The following is a 17371-nucleotide window of genomic DNA, read 5'->3' as shown; positions in this document are numbered from 1 at the left end:
GATGCACACCTACCTCGATTTCGAGAAACCGATTGCCGAACTGGAAGGCAAGGTGCAGGAGCTGAAGCTCCTCGCGCAGGACGATCCGTCCGTCAGCATTTCCGACGAAGTGACGAAGCTCGAACAGAAAGCCGCGCAGCTTCTGCAGGACATCTACACGTCGCTGACGCCCTGGCAAAAGGTGCAGGTGGCGCGGCATCCGGCGCGACCGCATTTTCTCGATTACATCGAACGTCTCGTCGAAGACTTCACGCCGCTTGCCGGCGACAGGCTTTATGGCGAGGACGCGGCCATCGTCGGCGGCATGGGGCGCTTTCGCGGGCGCACCGTCATGTTCATCGGCCACGAAAAAGGTTCCGATACGCAAGGGCGGATCAAGCACAATTTCGGCATGGCGCGGCCGGAAGGCTATCGCAAGGCGATCCGGCTGATGACGCTTGCCGAGCGCTTCGGCATTCCGGTCGTGACGCTTGCCGACACGTCGGGCGCCTATCCGGGCATGGAGAGCGAGGAGCGCAGCGTTGCCGAGGCGATCGCGCGTTCGACCGACCGGTGCCTGTCGCTCGGTGTGCCCTTGATCTCGGTCATCATCGGCGAAGGCATGTCGGGTGGCGCCATCGGCATCGCCTGCGGCAACCGCGTGCTGATGCTCGAGCACTCGGTTTACAGCGTCATATCGCCCGAAGGCGCCTCGTCGATCCTGTGGCGTAGCTCCGACAAGGCGAAGGAGGCGGCGACCGCGATGAAGATCACGGCGCAGAACCTTCACGAGCTTGGCGTTATTGACCGGGTGCTTCCGGAGCCGGTGGGTGGCGCGCATCGCGAACGCAACCAGATGATCCGCGAGACCGGCGACGCCATTGCCGAGGAACTGCGCGGCCTCGAAAAGCTCGATGCCGATTCGATCCGGCGTGTCAGGCGGGAAAAATTTCTCGCAATGGGACGGTTAGGGCTTTCTTAACTTTCACATCCCACCTTCATTCGATCTTTCCGGGTTGCTGGCTCTACTGCACCCGTATGGGCAGGCGACGGCCGTGGGGGCCGTCTCGCCGGATGGAGGCGCGCCGATGCTGGCATTTCCCGAATTTCTGCGCACTGCCGGCGCGCGGCGGTTTTTTTCCTATTGGGACAACCTGCCCAAGGCCGGATTTGCGCCGGACCGGAAGGATTTCAGTCCGGCGGCCATCGCACCGCTGATGCCGGCCGTCACCATTCTCGAGATCGTGTCGGACGAACTCATTGTGCAGCGGCTGGCGGGCACCGCCGTTTGCCGTGCCATGGGGTTCGACCCGACCGGCGGCAATGCGCTCGACCTCGTGGCGCCGGAAACGCGGCCGCATTACCTTTCGCTCCTTCACGCCCAAACATCGACACCCTGCGGCAGGTGGAACATGTTGCGCGTCCGCCGCGAGAATCTCGTCGAGCGCGCGGAAGCGCTGACGCTGCCGATGTACCACAGCCTTTCCGGACACTGGATGATCCTCAGCTATTTCGGTTCGATCGAGACGGTTTCCTACGAGCACGGGCCCTACGAAATCCTCGCTTACGAAGATACGCAGTGGATCGATCTCGGCGCGGGCGTTCCCGACCTCGCCTGATCAGAGACCCATTTCCGCGAACGCCGCACGCACATCGTCGGCGAAGAGCTCCGGCTCTTCCATCGCCGCGAAGTGACCGCTCTTTTTCATGATCCTCCAGCGAACGATATTGTAGGAGCGCTCGGCCCAGGAGCGCGGCGTGTCCGGCAAGACGTCGATCGGATATTCGGAATAGGCGGTCGGCACTGTCACCTTTTCACCCGGTTTCAGCAGTGCCGATCCCTCGGCGGGTCCGGCTTTGTAGAGCGTGTTGGCCGAATTGATCGTGCCGGTGAACCAGTAGATCGAAAACTGGGTCAGAATGTCGTCGAAGGGGAAGCGCGCGATCATGCCGTCCATCGTCGTTCGCTTGTCGGTGTCGCCGAGGCGGTAATATTTGTCGGCGAGCCAGCCGGCCAGACCGGCCGGGCTGTCGGTCAGGGCGAAGGCCAGCGCCATCGGCTTTGTCGACTGGATCGAGCGATAGCCTTCCTCGCGCCGCCACCATTTCTGCATGCCGGCAATCCAGTGACCTTCTTCCTCGCTCACCGGCGGCTGGCTTTCGTGTTTCAGCGACGGGCGGAGCGGCAGCATGGTGAGATGTATGCCGAGCAAGGCGTCGGCGTGCTGGAGCGCAAGGCGCGAGGTGACGAAACTGCCCCAGTCGCCGGCCTGCGCCGCATAGCGGTCGTATCCGAGTACCTCGGTCATCAGCCGGTGCCAGAGATCGGCGATGGCGGCGGGTCCGATCGGCTTTCTCGGCAGCGAGGAGAAGCCGTAACCAATCAGCGACGGCACGATGACGTCGAAAGACGGACCTTTGCGGCCGTATTTTTCAGGATGGGCGAGGGGGCCGACCACATCCAGAAATTCGCGGAAGGTCGAAGGCCAGCCATGCGTCAGGATCAGCGGGATCGCGTTGTCGCCGGAGCCGCGTTCGTAGAGAAAGTGGATCGTGTGATCCTCGTCGTCGGCGTCGGTGAGCGTCGCCAGGAACTGCGGGAAGCGGTTGAGGTTCTCCTCCGCCTTGCGCCAGTCGAAATCGTCCCGCCAGTATTCGATGAGGCGCTCCATGTAAGCGAGGTTCGTTCCGTATTCCCAGCTTTCGTTGCCGAGCGGTTCGTTCGGAAAGCGCGTGGCGCGCAGGCGGCGTTTCAGATCCTGCACCTCCGCTTCCGGAATTCGGATCGTGAAAGGGTCGGCCGGGACGATGCGATGTGTCATGGCGTTCTCAGTCCCTGACCCGCTGCACGAAAGCGCGAACCTCGTCGACGAAGACCGTACCGGTCTCGAGTGCCGCGAAATGTCCGCCATGCTCGAAGTCGGTCCAGTGGACCACGTTGTAGCCCTTCTCGACCATGCTGCGCGGCGGAAACTTCAGGAACTCCTTCGGGAAGTTGGCGATGCCGGTCGGCACTTCGATTTTCGTTCCCGGCGCCATGTTGTTGCCGCCTTCCTCGAAGAGACCGCGATAGAACCAGGTGGCGGTGTTGAAGGTGCCGGTGACGAGATAGATCATGATGTTGGTGAGCATCTGGTCCTTCGAGAAGGCGTTCTCGATGTGCTCGCGGCCGTCCGGCCCGCGCCTGTCCGACCATGAATGGAGTTTTTCGACGATCCATGCGGCGGCTCCGACGGGGCTGTCCATCATGGCGTAGGAAAGCGTTTGAGGTTTCGTCATCTGCAGGCGCAGATAGGCGCCTTCAAGCTCGAAGACCATCGCCGCGCCCTGCGCCCACTGCTTTTCCTCGTCGGTTTCGGGAAGGGCAGCCGGCCGCAGGCCGAACATATTGAGATGCACAGCCTTGCAACCGCCCTTCGGCACACCGTGATTGTAGGCGAGCCAGCCGGAGACGACCGCGCCCCAGTCGCCGCCCTGGGCGATGTAGCGCTCATAGCCCAACACATCGCGCATCAGCTTGTCCCACAGTGCGGCGGTGCCGCGCGGGCCGATGGGTGTTTTCGGTTTACCGCCGAAGCCGTAGCCGGGCAGCGACGGGATCACCAGATTGACGCCGTCTTCAGGTTTTCCACCGAATTTTTCCGGATGTGCCAGCGGTTCGATCACATCGAAGAACTCGAAAACCGAGCCCGGCCAGCCATGCGTCAGCAGCAGCGTCTCGGGGTTGGCGCCGGAGCCCTTCACGTGAATGAAGTGGACGTCGTGACCGTCGACGGTGGCGCGGAATTGCGGAAATCGGTTGAGAATTTTCTCGGCGTTGCGCCAGTCGAACTTCGCCACCCAGTAGTCGCAAAGCTCCTTCATGTATTCCATGTCCGTGCCATATGCCCAGCGGTCGCCGCCGGCGGCAATTTCGGGCATCTCATGCCATTCGTAGGCGCGGACTTTCTTGAGGATCGCGTCAATCTTCCCTTGCGGAATATCGACGGTGAAAGGCGTGGGCGATGACATGGGGCGTGGCCTCCTCGGCGTGGCGTTCTTGTTGGGGGCGATTATGGCAGGGGCGCGCCCGCCCGCAAGCGATTGCCCGAAGCAGCGGACGCCCGTAATGTGACTGACACAAAAGAACGGCAATGGGGGATACGGGGGATGGCCGAAGCAGCAACGGCGAAGGAGACGGCGCCTGCCGCACTGTCGCCCGCCTACCGGCGTTACGCGCTCTTCGTTCTGGTGCTTGGCTATACGTCGAGCCATGTCGACCGCAACATTGTCGGCATTCTGGTCGAACCGATAAAACGCGACCTGCTTCTGTCCGACACGCAGATCGGCTTCCTGTCGGGGCTCGCCTTCGCGGTCTTCTATGCGACACTCGGCATTCCAATCGCGCTCTGGGCCGACCGCGGCAACCGGCGCAACATCATTGCCTATGCGATTGCGATCTGGAGCGGCATGACCGCGCTATGCGGGCTGGCGCAGAATTTCTGGCAGATGGCGGCGGCGCGTATCGGCGTCGGCATCGGCGAGGCGGGTTCGACGCCGCCTTCCCATTCGATGATCGCCGACATGTATCCGCCCGAAGAGCGCGCCAGCGCCATGGCGGTCTATTCGCTCGGCGTCTATTTCGGCGTGATGATCGGTTTCCTGGTCGGTGGCTGGGTCGCCGAGTGGTATGGGTGGCGCGCGGCCTTCTTCGTCGTCGGACTGCCGGGCCTGCTGCTGGCTCTGATCGTGCGCTACACGCTGGTCGAACCGCCGCGCGGACATGCCGACGGCATGGCGCCGGCGAAGGTCGAGATCGCCGATTTCAGGGCTGCCGTCGCCGTCGTCAAGGACGGTTTCGCGCATCTCTGGCGCACCGCGCCGACGCGGCACGTGGTCGCCGGCGTCACGCTGACATCCTTTGTCGGCTATGGCGGCGTCATCTGGGGCCCGGCGTTTCTCATTCGCACGCACGGTATGTCGATCGTCGAAGTGTCGACTTTTCTCTCGGTGCTTGTCGGCGTTGTCGGCGGGCTCGGCGCCTATGCCGGCGGAAGGCTGACGGACCGCCTCGCCAAAAAGGATGTGCGCTGGAACAGCTGGGTCGTCGCCTGGGCGAAAGTCGCCGTGGTGCCGTTCATTATCATCTTCTACCTGATGGACAACTGGCCGGCGTTTTACGCCTTCGGCTTTCCGGTTTCGATCCTCTGGGTCGTTTATGTGCCGGTGATCTTTCTCGGCTCCTTCTATCTCGGGCCGAGTTTCGCGATGATCCAGACGCTGACACCGCCGGCCAAGCGCGCGCTCGCCTCCGCCGTGATGCTTTTCATCATCAACATCATCGGCCTCGGCTTCGGCCCGCAATTTGTCGGCATTCTGTCGGATGTGCTGCGCGTCAGTTTCGATTTCGGCAATGAGTCGCTGCGCTGGGCGCTATTCGGCACGGCGATGCTCAATCTCTGGGCGGCGGTGCATTATTTCCTGGCCGGCCATCATCTGAAGAAGGCGGCGGGGGCGGGCATCAGGGCCTAAAGTGCTACCACGCCCTGCCAAAACCAGAGAGCCGCGCGCCGAAAGGGGTGCGGCCCCTCGGTTTTCTCAAGTCCAGAGTCGGCGGCGGCTCGTCCAATACTTCTAAAAGAACGCGGGCTTTCCGAATCCGATTGCCAAAGTCTCCAGAATGTACTTATCGTTGTCAGGTGGCCCGGACAGGAGGATGCCCGTGCAACACAGGCTCCTCCGGATCGGCCTGACCTGCCTACTCGCCGGAGGTGCGGCGGCATGCAGCCAAGGTGTTTACGGCACCGTTCTTTGCCGCCAGACCGAGACCGCAGCTGCGACGGTTCTCGATGCCCAGGGACTTGGCGTTACCGTCGCCGATCTTGCGTATGACCGTGGTCTGACCTTGGGCTGGATCAGGCGGACCTATCTCTACCCGGCGGGTTCGGCAGCGGCCGGGGGTGGTTCCTGGGGTGCCTGCCGAGGCCTTGCCGGCGCCGATCCCGTAGTTGCCGATCGTCGTAGTGTCGGTGTCGAGTTCAGTTTGTCCGCGTCCGCGACCGGGATGTCGGTCGGATATTCCAGTTCATTCGTGCGTATGCCGATCGAAGAAGGCCGCAGTGTGCGGCTTTCCTACACCTATGTCCGGGGCCACCCGGAACTTGCGAGGGCTGAACTATGCGAAGGGGATCGATGTGGGTCGTTGTCGCCGCCTGTGCAGGCGCCATCGCGCTGAGCGGGTGTACAGATTCGGTCTACTATTATGCTCGTACGACCGTTGGCATTGATGTGTCGAGTTCGACAGCAGAGCAAAATGCCGACGTCACCGTTGGTTTCAAACGTCGCTTTGTTTCTCTCGTACCGCCGGGGCCCAGAAGTTCCGATGGGGCAGGAAACGACGCGCTCTCAGTACTCAGCTGTACGAGGCTGACGAAAGAAGCGTTCTTCGAATTCAATATTGACGAGGCCATGGCGACCGGCGACGCGGCTACAAACTGGGCCGGCGACGAGGCTGTGACTGGCTCGGCAGCGTTCAGAGACTGCTTCGTTGATAAAGGTGAGGGGGACCAGAAATGACTGGGTTGTTGTCGATCTATATTCGGTTGGCTTTGGTGCTTGTTGTTGCATCTGCTCTGGGCGGCTGTGGAACCAAGTGGATAGCTTTTCATGAGCGTTCACAATTAGCTCTTTCATCTGAAGTATCCAATCCAACTAGCACGCCGCAACCACTTGAGCTAAGCGTGGCGTACAAACGTGTCGTCTATGCCATCGTGCCAAATAAAGGACCGTCTGGTGACGCCAAGAATCTTGTTTCAAGAATGGCAACTGGCTATGACTCGAAGGGAAATCTTGTGCTGAAGAATGGATTTGCTTCAGGTCCTGCGGCCGTGGCGCTATCGAAGAGTACGAGGGCGTCTGCCGCTCTGCTCGGATCAACTAGCGATGTGCAAGAAACATCGCCAGATTTAGATGTTGAGATTGAGAATGGGGCGGAAGACGTGGCGCCTATCGAATAGCCATAGTTGACTGCCTGCAATCGTTACGGCCGAGAGCGCTGTCAGGCGACCAACCGGTTCAGATCGCGCCGTGGCAGTGCTTGTACTTCTTGCCCGAGCCGCAGGGGCAGGGCGCATTGCGCGGGGTCTTGCCCCAGGTCGCCGGATCGTTCGGGTTGAGCGCGACGCCCGGATCGTTGCGCACCGGGCGCTGCAATGTCGCCGTGTCGCCGCCGCCCATTTCATCCTCGCCCGTCGCCGGGTCGGCATGGTGGGCATGCATTTCCGGCAGCGGCGCATCCTCGATGCGCGGCGCCTGCGCTTCGGTCACGAATTGCGCCACGGCCAGTTGCCGCGTCACGTCCTCGCGCAGGCGGCGCAGAAGGCTTTCGAACAGCTCGAAGGCTTCCGACTTGTACTCGTTCAGCGGATCGCGCTGGCCGTAGCCGCGCAGGCCCACCGCCTGACGCAGATGATCGAGCATCATCAGGTGTTCGCGCCAGTGCATGTCGAGCGTTTGCAGCAGCACGGCCTTTTCGACCTGACGCATCAGGTCGGAGCCGACCTGCGCCGCTTTCGAGGCCATGTGGCGGTCGGTCGCGGCATAGAGACGTTCGCGGATTTCTTCCTCGGCGATGCCCTCTTCCTCGGCCCAGCTTTCGACCGGAAGGTCGAGGCCCAGTGTCTTTTCGACTTCGGCCTTCAGGCCCGCCATGTCCCATTGCTCGGCATAGGCTTTTTCCGGCACATGCAGCGCCACCATGTCGTCGATCACCTGACGGCGCATGTCGCTGACGGTTTCGGAAACGTCCTCGGCCTTCATCAGTTCGATGCGCTGCTCGAAAATCGCGCGGCGCTGGTCGTTCATCACATTGTCGAACTTCAGCAGGTTCTTGCGGATGTCGAAGTTGCGCGCCTCGACCTTCTGCTGGGCCTTTTCCAGCGCCTTGTTGATCCAGGGATGGACGATCGCCTCGCCCTCTTCGAGCCCGAGCTTCTGCAGCATGCCGTCCATGCGGTCGGTGCCGAAAATGCGCATCAGGTCGTCTTCGAGCGAGAGATAGAACTTCGAATGGCCGGGATCGCCCTGACGGCCGGAACGCCCGCGCAACTGGTTGTCGATGCGGCGGCTCTCGTGGCGTTCGGTGCCGATGACATAAAGGCCGCCGGCTTCGAGCGCGCGCTTCTTCTTGACGGCGACGTCGGCTTTCACTTCGTCGATCTTGCGTTGGCGGGCGCCTTCATCCTCGATGCCGGCCGTTTCGTCGGCAATGCGCATGTCGAGATTGCCGCCGAGCTGGATGTCTGTGCCGCGGCCGGCCATGTTGGTGGCGATGGTGACGCCGCCGGGAACGCCGGCCTGCGCGATGATATGCGCTTCCTGCTCGTGATAGCGTGCATTGAGGACGTTGTGCTTGACCTTCTTTTGCTTCAGAAGTTCGGCAAGCTTTTCCGATTTCTCGATCGACGTCGTGCCGACCAGCACGGGCTGTCCGCGTTTGGCGCAGTCTTCGATCTGCAGGATGATCGCGTCGTATTTCTCGCGCGCGGTGCGGTAGACCTCGTCGTCTTCGTCGACACGGGCGACGGGCATGTTGGTCGGGATCTCGAGCACTTCGAGGCCGTAAATGTCGCCGAACTCGGACGCTTCCGTCAGCGCCGTACCTGTCATGCCGGCGAGCTTCTTGTACATGCGGAAGTAGTTCTGGAAGGTAATCGACGCCAGCGTCTGGTTTTCCGGCTGAATCTGCACGCGCTCTTTTGCTTCCAGCGCCTGGTGCAATCCGTCGGAATACCGGCGGCCTTCCATCATGCGGCCGGTGAACTCGTCGATGATGACGACCTTGCCGGCCTTGACGATGTAGTCCTTGTCCTTCTGGAACAGCTTGTGCGCGCGCAACGCGTTGTTCACATGATGGACGATGGTGATGTTCTCGATGTCGTAGAGGTTGCCCTCGGTCAGGATGTTGCGATTGCGCAGCAACTCCTCGATATGTTCATTGCCGTCGTCGGTCAGATTGACGGTGCGCGCCTTCTCGTCCAGCTCGTAGTCGGCGTCGGCGATTTCTGGAATGACTTCGTCGATGGAAAGGTAGAGGTCGGACTTGTCGTCGAGCGGCCCCGAGATGATCAGCGGCGTGCGCGCCTCGTCGATCAGGATCGAGTCCACTTCGTCGACGATCGCGTAGTGATGTCCGCGCTGCACCATCGAGGCGAGCTGGTATTTCATGTTGTCGCGCAGGTAGTCGAAGCCATACTCGTTGTTGGTGCCGTAGGTAATGTCGGCGCCATAGGCTTCGCGGCGCTGGTTGTCGTCGAGGCCGTGCAGGATGACGCCGACGCTCATGCCGAGGAAGCGATAGATCTCGCCCATCCACTCGCTGTCGCGCTTGGCCAGATAGTCGTTGACGGTGACGAGGTGGACGCCCTTGCCGGGCAATGCGTTCAGGTAGGCCGCCAGCGTGGAGACCAGCGTCTTGCCTTCGCCGGTCTTCATTTCGGAAATATTGCCCTCGTGGAGGACCATGCCGCCGATCATCTGGACGTCATAATGGCGCTGGCCGAGCGTGCGCTTGGCGGCCTCGCGCACCGTCGCGAAGGCCTCGGGCAGCAGGTCGTCCAGCGCTTCGCCGGCGTCGAGGCGGGCGCGGAATTCGGCCGTCTTGCCACGCAGGGCGTCGTCGTCCAGGGCGGCCATTGCCGGTTCGAGGGCGTTGATCGCCTCGACGCGGGCCGAATAAGCCTTGATCCTTCGGTCGTTGGAAGAGCCGAAAAGACGCTTGGCGAGCGCGCCAAAGCTTGCCATCAGGTCAAAATCCTCTTGCGGTGCGCTCCCGATGTAAGGGGCGGCCGATGCCTTGTCAATGAAACCGGGTGTCCGCGCGGGCGGCTTTCGAGGGCGGAAAGCGGGCGGTTTTCTTTAAATTCCTGTAATGGCGGGGTCCTTGTGCGGGTTTGGCGCGGAGGTCATGATGGCGCGCCAAATTTCCGCCTCGAACGGGCGGCTTAAGTTACCTGGCGGCAGCCCGCTGCCACCGGCCATAATTTACAGGAAGGTTTCCCCGATGTTTCTCCCGCGCCGTCCGGCCGCGCTTGCGCTGGCCCTCTCGCTTGCCGTTCCGCTGATCGCGGGTGGTTCGGCGACGCCCGCTTTCGCCCAGGCGGAGGGGCAGGATGCCACCATCGTCGAGGTCAACGGTACGCCGATCCGCTATTCCGACGTGGCGCTGGCGGACGAGGAAATGGGCGTGGCGCTGGCGCGCCTCGAGCCCGAGCAGCGCTTCCAGTATCTGCTGGGCATGCTGATCGACCGGCGCATCGTGGCCGAGGCGGCGCGCAAGGCCAAGGTCGAGGACCATCCGGAGGTCATAAGCCGCCAGAAATACTTCTCCGAGAAGGCGCTGCGCGACTTCTACTGGACGCAATTGATGCAGGACAAGGTCACGGATGCCGCCATCGCGGCGCGCTACGAGACCGAAATCGTCAAGGCGCCGCCGGAACAGGAGGCGAATGCCCGGCATATTCTGGTGCAGACGCGCGCCGAGGCCGACAAGATCGCCGCCGAAATCGCCGGCGGCCTCAGCTTCGACGATGCGGTGGTGCAATATGGCGGCGGCGCAGGTACGCCCCAGGACAGCGATCTCGGCTGGTTTCACCGCGAGGAAATGGTGCCGGCCTTTGGCGATGCGGTGTTTGCGCTCAAGCCCGGCGAAGTGTCCGGGCCTGTCCAGACCGATTTCGGCTGGCATCTGATCCAGCTTGTCGATCTGCGCGACGTGCCGAAGCCGACGCTGGAAGAGGCGCGCGAGGATATTGCGCGTGCGATCGTGCGCGAAGAAGGACAAAAGCTGATGGAAAAACTGCGCGCCGATGCGAAGATCGATGTCGTCGGGGCGGGCGAGGCGACATCTGGCGGACGGCCGCAGATCGTGCCGCAGGCGCAATAAGAGCGGACCGGATTTTCAGTTTCGAGGCAGGCGGGTTATGGCGGTCAGGAAAAAAGCGCGCGCGGGCGTCCGGTCTTCGGCGAAGCCGAAGCGCAAGGTGAGCGTCAAGTCAAAGAGCAAGGCGAAAGCCAAGGCGGGGCCGCACAGCAAGGCAAAGCAACCGCGCGCTCAACGCAAATCGGCACGGCCCAAAAAGCCGGCAAAGCCCGGCGTCCGGGCAAAGAAGAAATCCGCGCCGAAGGTTTCGCCGCTGGCGCCGCGCAGCTATCCCGAACTGCCGCCGGTCGGCGGCGTTACGCTCGGTGTCGCGGCGGCCGGCATCAAATACAAGGGCCGCACCGACCTTCTTGTCGCAAAGATGATCGAGGGCACACAGGCCGCCGGCATTTTCACAACCTCGAAAACGGCATCCGCGCCCGTCGAATGGTGTCGCGCCAATCTTGCCGATGGCGGCGAGGGGCGGATGCTGATCGTCAATTCGGGCAATTCCAATGCTTTCACCGGCAAGGCCGGCGTTGCGACCGTCAAGGCGACGGCCGCGGCCGCAGCCGCTGCCGGCAATTGCCGCCAGCGCGATGTTTTCATCGCCTCGACCGGCGTCATCGGCCAGCCGATGGATGCGGGCCCCGTCGTCGCCGGCATCGAGACGGCCATGAGCAAGGCCGCGTCCGATCTGTGGGACGAGGCTGCCCGCGCCATCATGACGACCGACACCTATCCGAAAGTCGCGACACGGCGCGTCCGCGTCGGCGGCGCGGAAGTGACGATCAACGGCATTGCCAAGGGCTCGGGCATGATCGCGCCCGATCTCGCGACGATGCTGGTCTTCATTTTCACCGATGCGGCGATCCCGGCGAAGATCCTGCAGACGCTGCTGATGCTCGGCGCGCGCGAGAGTTTCAACGCGATCACGGTCGACAGCGACACCTCGACCAGCGACACGGTGATGGTTTTTGCGACCGGTGCGGCGATGACCGGCGAAGCGCCGGTCACCCGCGCCGGCGACCCGCGATTGCGCGACTTTCGCGCGGCGTTCGATGAATTGATGCTCGATCTTGCGCATCAGGTCGTCAAGGATGGCGAGGGTGCGACCAAGTTCGTGCGGATCGCGGTCGGCGGTGCGCAAAGCCATCAGGCAGCGCGGCGCATTGCCATGACGGTCGCCAATTCGCCGCTGGTCAAGACCGCGATCGCCGGCGAGGACGCCAATTGGGGCCGCATCGTCATGGCGGTCGGCAAGTCCGGCGAAGCGGCGGACAGGGACAAGCTTGCCATCCGCATCGGCGGCGTCGATGTGGCGAAGAACGGCATGGCGGTCGCCGGCTATGACGAGACGCCGGTCGCGCGCCATATGAAGGGTTCGGATATCGACATCGAAGTCGATGTCGGCGTCGGCAAGTCGTCCGCCGTCGTCTGGACCTGCGACCTCACCTACGACTACATCCGCATCAACGCCGACTACCGGAGTTGAGCGTCAGGCCGTTACGCGATTTTAACTAAAATTCGCGCTATCGACTGTCCGGGACGTTCGGCCCTATAAAACGTTAACCCTCACAGGCTCAACATGGTGGAAGAGCGCGAAAGCGGGACGAGTGGGCCAAAGCGGCTTGTGCTTGTCGTGGCGTGCGCGCTTGTCGATGCCGACGGGCGGGCGCTGATCGCCCGCCGTCCCGAGGGCAAACCGCTCGCGGGGCTTTGGGAATTTCCGGGCGGCAAGGTGGAGCCGGGCGAGTTGCCCGAGGACACGCTGATCCGGGAGCTTCGCGAAGAGCTCGGTATCGACGTCACGAAGGCCTGTCTCGCGCCACTCACTTTTGCGAGCCATGCCTATGAGGATTTTCACCTCCTGATGCCGCTCTATGTGTGCCGGCGCTGGGAGGGGCAGGCCCGCCCGATCGAGGGGCAGGCGCTTGAATGGGTCAGGCCCGCGCGGTTGCGGGACTACCCGATGCCGCCGGCGGACGAGCCGCTGGTGGCCGCGCTACGCGATCTGCTTTGAGAGGGACGCCGGCGTTCCTCTCGCAACCGGTGGGGAAGGACGAAGGCAATGATCGGCAAGTTGACGGGTGTGGCAAAGTTGTTTGCGGTGGACGAGAGCGGCGCGACCGCCATTGAATACGGCATCATCGCCGGCGGCATTTCCATCGCCATTGCAGGCGCCATCGCGCTGATGAGCGATACGCTGAGGGACGATCTGTTCGGCGCCGTGGCGGCGGCCTTCGTCTGACGGGCTTCGTTCTCTTCGTTCAGCCTCCGGCTTTTTCACCGGCCTTGCGTTCGTTCGTTCCCAGCGCTTCCGCGAGCCGCGCCTCGGCGCTGCCGGGACGGAGCGGCTTTTGCTGGCTTTCATGCGGCGCCCAGCCCGTTGCCGTCACGATCTCGAAAGTGGCGGGCACACGCCCATCCGGCAATCCGAATTTTTCACGATAGATCTGCGCGGCGCGCATCAGCGTCGACCGGCGCATCGGCGTGTGGCGGCGCTCCGCCAGGGCATTGGTCTCGCCCATGCCGCGCAGTTCGGCCATCAGCCGCATCGGGTCGGCATAGCGAACGGTCACGCGGTCGGCATCGACGACCGGCAGCGCGAAGCCCGCGCGCTGCATCAGGCTTCCCATGTCGCGAATATCGGCAAAGGGCGAGACGCGCGGACTGAGGCCGCCCTCGCATTCGATTTCCGCTTCGGCAAGCGATTGCCGCAATTCAGTCAGCGTGTCGCCGCCAAAGAGTGCGGCCATGAACAGGCCGTCCGGCTTCAATGCCCGGCGCAACTGGATCAGGGCGCCGGGCAGGTCGTTCACCCAGTGCAGCGAGAGGATGCTGATCGCAAGATCGAGGCTGGCGTCGCGGAAGGGCAGCGCCTCCTCGTCGGCGGCGACGCGCGGGCCTCGTGCGTGGGCGAGCATGGCCGGCGCGAGGTCGGCCGAGACAAGCATCTCCACTTTGGCCGCCGCATTGGCGTCGTCCGTCAGGGCTGCCGCCAACGCCCCCCGGTGGCAGCCGAGATCGAGCGCCAGCGGAAAATCGCGATTGATGCCGCCGACGCGCTCGGCGATGTCGGCGGCGGCGCGGCGCACCAGAAAGTCATGTCCGGCGAAACCGGCGGCGGCGCGGGCGCGGTGGCGCGCATGCGCCGTCCGGTCGAAAACACGCATCGGGCCCGAGGGCGGCGTTGGCGGAGCGGGGGTCGGCATGGCCGGCATCATGGTCGGCGGGGCCCTCGCCCGCAAGGGGCGCGCGCGTGATATGCTGGCGCCGGCACGGGGGCATCATGGGAACCGAAGCGCGTATTGCGGATCGCTGGTTGGCGGGTTGGCGGCGTGTCTTGCGGTTTGCCGACATTGCCCTGCCGCCGCTATGTCTCGGCTGCGGGCGCGGCGTCGATGCGCATGGGGCGCTTTGCGCGCGCTGCTGGAGCGAAATCGAGTTTATCGAGCGGCCGTTCTGCGCCGTCACGGGATTGCCGTTTTCCTTCGACACGGGCCCCGAGACGGTGAGCGCGGTGGCGCTTGCCCAGCCGCCGGCCTATGCGCGGGCGCGCGCGGCAATGCGCTACAACGACCGTGCGGCGATGCTGCTGCACCGGTTCAAATATGGCGACCGGATGGAGGCGGGTCCGGCCTTCGCGCGCTGGCTGGTGCGCAGCGGGGCGGAGCTTCTGGCCGACGCGGACATTCTGGCGCCGGTGCCGCTTCACAAGCGGCGGCTCTTTTCACGGCGCTTCAATCAGTCGGCGGAGCTTTCGCGGCGCGTCGCCGCATCGACCGGCATCGTGCATATGCCCGAACTTCTGCAACGCGTCCGGGCGACGCGGCCGCAAGTCGGTCTCTCGGGCGACGCCCGGCGGCGCAACGTCGCGGGCGCCTTCCGGCTTGCCGACGGCGCCGATGCGCTTGTTCGCGGCCGGAAGGTGGTGCTGGTCGACGATGTAATGACGACGGGGGCGACGGCGGAGGCCTGCGCGCGGGCGCTCCGGCGCGGCGGGGCGGCCGAGGTGGCGGTGCTCTGCGTCGCCCGGGTTGTACCCGGCGGGGGCATATCTATATGATATATTGTTGTTTTTCGGGCCCGAACCGTGTGCGGGCCCCTACCGGAGTTCCGCGATGGCGGATGTGACGATCTACACGACCCTGATGTGTCCTTATTGCTACCGGGCGAAAGAGCTGCTCGGCCGGAAGGGCGTTGCCTTCACCGAAATCGATGTCGGCATGGATGTCGACAAGCGCCGTGAAATGATGGCGCGCGCCAATGGCCGCCACACGGTGCCGCAAATTTTCATCGGCGGTTCGCATGTCGGCGGCTGCGACGATCTCTGTGCGCTCGAAGACGCCGGCAAACTCGACGCCATGCTGGCCGCCTGACGTAATGGATACCGCCCGGACATTCACCGCCGCCCTCGTGCAGATGCGCGCCGGGCGCGACGTCGCTGTCAATATCGCCGATGTGTCGGGGCTGGTGTCGGAAGCGGCGGCGCAAGGCGCCGACTTCGTGATGACGCCGGAAATGACCTCGCTGCTCGAAACGAAAAGCGAAAGACTGTTCGCCAATACGTTCGAGGAAAAAGATGATCCGGCGCTTGCGGCGCTTCGCGCGCTGGCGGCGGCGAAGAAAATCTGGCTGCTGATCGGTTCGCTGCCGGTGAAAATCTCGCCACAGAAGCTCGCCAACCGCTCGTTCCTGATCGCGCCGGATGGCGGCGTCGCGGCGCGCTACGACAAGATCCATATGTTCGACGTCGATCTCGAAGGCGGCGAGAGCTACCGCGAGAGCAAGAATTTCGAGCCGGGCCGCGCGGCCGTCATTGCCGATCTTCCCTGGGGCCGTCTCGGCATGACGGTCTGTTACGATCTGCGTTTCCCGCAGCTCTACCGGGCGCTGGCGCAGGCAGGCGCCGGTTTCCTGACCGTGCCCGCCGCTTTCACGCGGCAGACCGGCGAGGCCCATTGGCATACGTTGCTGAAGGCGCGCGCCATCGAGACCGGCTGCTATGTGTTTGCGCCCGCGCAAGGCGGCAAACATGAATGCGGCCGCGAGACTTTCGGCCACAGCCTCGTCATTGCGCCCTGGGGCGAGATCGTCGCCGAGGCCGCGCATGACGCGCCTTGCGTCGTGCTCGCCGAAATCGATACCGCGCGGATCGCCGAAGCGCGGGGCCGCGTCCCGAGCCTCGGTCACGACCGCGATTTCGCGCTGCCGGTCGTCAAGGCCGAAAGGCGGGCATCATGATCCGCTACGCCCTTCTTTGCGCGCAGGAGCATGAGTTCGACGGCTGGTTTCCATCCTCCGCCGGGTTCGAGGCGCAGGCCGCTTCCGGCGAAGTCAGCTGTCCGGTTTGCGGCAGCGCCGAGGTGCGCAAGGCGTTGATGGCGCCGGGGCTTGGACGGGGCACGAAGAAGGGTGCGAAGAGCAACGAAATTCCGGTCTCGCCGGAGCCCGCGCAAAAGCTCAACATGATGATGCTGGCGCTCAGGAAGCACGTCGAGGAAAATTGCGACTATGTCGGCGACAAGTTTGCCGAGGAAGCGCGCCGCATCCATTACGGCGAAGCGGATCGGCGCGAGATCTACGGCGAAGCGACGCTCGACGAAGCGCGCGATCTGATCGACGAAGGCGTCGAAGTTGCGCCGCTGCCGATCGTGCCGCCGGTGCGCGCCAACTAGCGCGTCTTCTTTCCCGCCAGCGCCATGTAATTGACGTCGGTGTCGCGCGACAGCGACCAGCTGCCGAAAAGCGGATTGTAGGAAACGCCCGAGATTTCCATCACCTCGAGCCCGGCGGCGGCGAGCCCGTGCTCCATTTCCTCGACGGTGACGAACTTCTTCCAGTCATGCGTCCCGCGCGGCAGCCAGCCGAGCACATATTCGGCGCCGACAATGGCCAGTGCATGCGCCTTCAGCGTGCGGTTGAGCGTCGCCACGAACATCAGCCCGCCGGGCTTCACCATCCGGGCGCAATCCTTCAGGAACATGTCGCGGTCGGCCACATGCTCGATCACTTCCATGTTGAGAACGACATCGAATGTCTCGCCGGCGGCGGCAAGCGCCTCCGCGGTCGTGCAGCGATAGTCGATGGCGAGGCCTTGCTCGGCGGCGTGGACGGACGCCGTCTTGATGTTCTTTTCGGAAGCGTCGGCGGCAACCACCTCGGCGCCGAGCCGCGCCATCGGTTCGGAGAGGAGACCCCCGCCGCAGCCGATGTCGAGAAAACGCAGGCCCTCGAAAGGCCGCATCGCCCGCCCGTCGAGCCCGAAACGGGCGGTCACATGGTCGCGGATATAGGAAAGGCGCACCGGGTTGAACTTGTGCAGCGGGCGGAACTTGCCCGCCGGGTCCCACCATTCGGCGGCCATGGCCGAAAAACGGGCGATCTCCGCCGGATCGACGCTGCTCGGCGCCTCCCTCGGGGCTTCGTTTCCGGCTGGCCTGCTCATCGGGGTCGTTCCCTTGCGTTTCGGCTGCTTTCGGTGCGTTTCCG

18 protein-coding genes are annotated in these 17371 nt (G+C 63.7%); 13 read left to right on the top strand and 5 right to left on the bottom strand.

Annotated elements, in window-relative coordinates:
• The first annotated feature begins 1 nt into the window (after window position 1).
• Together KF719_RS07890 and KF719_RS07885 are read left to right on the top strand one after the other, a co-directional pair.
• Window positions 2-961 carry an acetyl-CoA carboxylase carboxyltransferase subunit alpha gene (locus tag KF719_RS07890; RefSeq protein WP_293508168.1) on the top strand — a complete coding sequence of 320 codons (960 nt, stop codon included), beginning with the start codon at window positions 2-4 and terminating at the stop codon, window positions 959-961.
• A gap of 106 nt (window positions 962-1067) precedes the next feature.
• Window positions 1068-1598, top strand: coding sequence for a PAS domain-containing protein (locus KF719_RS07885; RefSeq protein ID WP_293508167.1), 531 nt, complete (start codon window positions 1068-1070; stop codon window positions 1596-1598).
• Here KF719_RS07885 and KF719_RS07880 read toward each other — a convergent pair whose 3' ends face one another.
• Both KF719_RS07880 and KF719_RS07875 read right to left on the bottom strand, forming a co-directional pair.
• On the bottom strand, window positions 1599-2801 hold the full coding sequence (locus tag KF719_RS07880) for an epoxide hydrolase family protein (RefSeq protein WP_293508166.1): 1203 nt from the start codon (window positions 2799-2801) through the stop codon (window positions 1599-1601).
• Between the two features lie 7 nt (window positions 2802-2808).
• A complete protein-coding gene (locus KF719_RS07875) occupies window positions 2809-3990 on the bottom strand; it encodes an epoxide hydrolase family protein (RefSeq protein WP_293508165.1) in 1182 nt (393 codons plus the stop codon).
• A 138-nt stretch (window positions 3991-4128) separates the two neighbouring features.
• Here KF719_RS07875 and KF719_RS07870 point away from each other — a divergent pair, with 138 nt between their 5' ends.
• From KF719_RS07870 to KF719_RS07860, 3 genes are all read left to right on the top strand, one after another.
• Window positions 4129-5490 carry an MFS transporter gene (locus KF719_RS07870; protein WP_293508164.1) on the top strand — a complete coding sequence of 454 codons (1362 nt, stop codon included), beginning with the start codon at window positions 4129-4131 and terminating at the stop codon, window positions 5488-5490.
• A 660-nt stretch (window positions 5491-6150) separates the two neighbouring features.
• Window positions 6151-6534 carry a hypothetical protein gene (locus KF719_RS07865; protein WP_293508163.1) on the top strand — a complete coding sequence of 128 codons (384 nt, stop codon included), beginning with the start codon at window positions 6151-6153 and terminating at the stop codon, window positions 6532-6534.
• Window positions 6531-6974 carry a hypothetical protein gene (locus KF719_RS07860; RefSeq protein ID WP_293508162.1) on the top strand — a complete coding sequence of 148 codons (444 nt, stop codon included), beginning with the start codon at window positions 6531-6533 and terminating at the stop codon, window positions 6972-6974. The genes KF719_RS07865 and KF719_RS07860 overlap by 4 nt, the downstream gene beginning before the upstream one ends.
• A 58-nt stretch (window positions 6975-7032) precedes the next feature.
• On the opposite strand, the gene secA is transcribed toward KF719_RS07860, so the two are convergent.
• Window positions 7033-9759: a preprotein translocase subunit SecA gene (secA, locus tag KF719_RS07855; protein ID WP_293508161.1), complete on the bottom strand. Its 2727-nt coding sequence runs from the start codon at window positions 9757-9759 to the stop codon at window positions 7033-7035.
• Window positions 9760-10018: 259 nt separating this feature from the next.
• Between secA and KF719_RS07850 the strand changes: the two genes are divergently transcribed.
• From KF719_RS07850 to KF719_RS07835, 4 genes are all read left to right on the top strand, one after another.
• A complete protein-coding gene (locus KF719_RS07850; protein ID WP_293508160.1) occupies window positions 10019-10900 on the top strand; it encodes a peptidyl-prolyl cis-trans isomerase in 882 nt (293 codons plus the stop codon).
• Between the two features lie 37 nt (window positions 10901-10937).
• Entirely contained in the window at window positions 10938-12371 is a 1434-nt protein-coding gene (gene argJ, locus KF719_RS07845; protein ID WP_293508159.1) for a bifunctional glutamate N-acetyltransferase/amino-acid acetyltransferase ArgJ, read from the top strand.
• A 93-nt stretch (window positions 12372-12464) separates the two neighbouring features.
• Window positions 12465-12899: a (deoxy)nucleoside triphosphate pyrophosphohydrolase gene (locus KF719_RS07840; RefSeq protein WP_293508158.1), complete on the top strand. Its 435-nt coding sequence runs from the start codon at window positions 12465-12467 to the stop codon at window positions 12897-12899.
• A 48-nt stretch (window positions 12900-12947) separates the two neighbouring features.
• On the top strand, window positions 12948-13127 hold the full coding sequence (locus KF719_RS07835) for a Flp family type IVb pilin (protein WP_293508157.1): 180 nt from the start codon (window positions 12948-12950) through the stop codon (window positions 13125-13127).
• A gap of 19 nt (window positions 13128-13146) precedes the next feature.
• On the opposite strand, the gene KF719_RS07830 is transcribed toward KF719_RS07835, so the two are convergent.
• Entirely contained in the window at window positions 13147-14052 is a 906-nt protein-coding gene (locus KF719_RS07830) for a methyltransferase domain-containing protein (protein WP_293510609.1), read from the bottom strand.
• A gap of 116 nt (window positions 14053-14168) precedes the next feature.
• Here KF719_RS07830 and KF719_RS07825 point away from each other — a divergent pair, with 116 nt between their 5' ends.
• Genes KF719_RS07825 through KF719_RS07810 form a run of 4 tightly spaced genes read left to right on the top strand, consistent with a single transcriptional unit; the run spans window position 14169 to window position 16557 of the window.
• The gene (locus tag KF719_RS07825) at window positions 14169-14945 is read left to right on the top strand and encodes a ComF family protein (protein WP_293508156.1); all 777 of its coding nucleotides are present in this window, start codon (window positions 14169-14171) and stop codon (window positions 14943-14945) included.
• 55 nt (window positions 14946-15000) lie between these two features.
• Window positions 15001-15258, top strand: coding sequence for a glutaredoxin 3 (gene grxC, locus KF719_RS07820; protein WP_293508155.1), 258 nt, complete (start codon window positions 15001-15003; stop codon window positions 15256-15258).
• A 4-nt stretch (window positions 15259-15262) separates the two neighbouring features.
• Entirely contained in the window at window positions 15263-16123 is an 861-nt protein-coding gene (locus tag KF719_RS07815) for a carbon-nitrogen hydrolase family protein (RefSeq protein WP_293508154.1), read from the top strand.
• On the top strand, window positions 16120-16557 hold the full coding sequence (locus KF719_RS07810; RefSeq protein WP_293508153.1) for a DUF1178 family protein: 438 nt from the start codon (window positions 16120-16122) through the stop codon (window positions 16555-16557). Before KF719_RS07815 ends, KF719_RS07810 begins: the two co-directional genes overlap by 4 nt.
• Here the strand turns inward: KF719_RS07810 and ubiG are convergent.
• The gene (gene ubiG / locus KF719_RS07805) at window positions 16554-17327 is read right to left on the bottom strand and encodes a bifunctional 2-polyprenyl-6-hydroxyphenol methylase/3-demethylubiquinol 3-O-methyltransferase UbiG (protein WP_293508152.1); all 774 of its coding nucleotides are present in this window, start codon (window positions 17325-17327) and stop codon (window positions 16554-16556) included. The two genes, KF719_RS07810 and ubiG, sit on opposite strands and share 4 nt — an antisense overlap.
• Window positions 17328-17371 lie beyond the last annotated feature (44 nt).

Source organism: Parvibaculum sp., assembly GCF_019635935.1.
GTDB lineage: Bacteria > Pseudomonadota > Alphaproteobacteria > Parvibaculales > Parvibaculaceae > Parvibaculum.
This window is presented reverse-complemented; position numbering and strand designations above follow the sequence as displayed.